Source organism: Pseudomonas sp. PNPG3 (assembly GCF_023093815.1).
GTDB lineage: Bacteria > Pseudomonadota > Gammaproteobacteria > Pseudomonadales > Pseudomonadaceae > Aquipseudomonas > Aquipseudomonas asiatica.
Map to the genome: position 1 here is coordinate 1 of NZ_JALLKV010000140.1, position 605 is coordinate 605.

Annotated in this window: 1 protein-coding gene; it reads right to left on the reverse strand. The window is 59.7% G+C overall.

Features of this window, described 5'->3' with window-relative positions; genetic code table 11:
* Positions 1-65: 65 nt before the first annotated feature.
* A partial coding sequence (locus MJ643_RS30455; RefSeq protein WP_247727287.1) for a hypothetical protein occupies positions 66-605 on the reverse strand: 540 nt, incomplete at its 5' end.

Consider the following 605-nt stretch of genomic DNA (forward strand, 5'->3'; position numbering starts at 1 on the left):
AACACGCGCAGGAATGACAGGATGGATATAATTTCTCTCACTCTCTCACCGATGTCAACAGTCAATTACGCTGCTTCTTTGATGAGCAACCCCTCGGCCTCCAGAATCGCCCGCACCTCGACCAACGCGTCATCAACCATGCCATCAAGCCTCTCCTTGATCCCGGACCGCCACCGATAGCGGGTTGGCTCCGGCGTGCCGTCCAGATCCCAAGTGTTCATATCGTAGAAGCTATCGGGCAGGACGATCAGGTCCTCGGCAAGCGCCTCAGCTTTCTTCCGCTCAGCCTGACCAGCTGCCAGTGCAGCATCGACCAGGTTGTTACGACGCCACTCCGGCGCATCCAGTGGAATCTCTACCGACACGGAGCGCGGCCCTTTCCGGCGAGCCCCTTTCAACTTCGGCACAGCCCAGGCGGTGACCGCCTTATAGATGAACAGCTGCGGTGCTGGGCTGGCGATCAGTGGCGCAATGGCCGAGATGCCCTGCAGCTTCCTGCCCTTGCTGGTGGCGTACTTGGCATTCAGCGCCTGCCAGTGCCGAGGGATCAACAAATGGTGCAGCCGAGCGGATAGCCAGTAGTCCACCTGGGCCCGATCAAAACC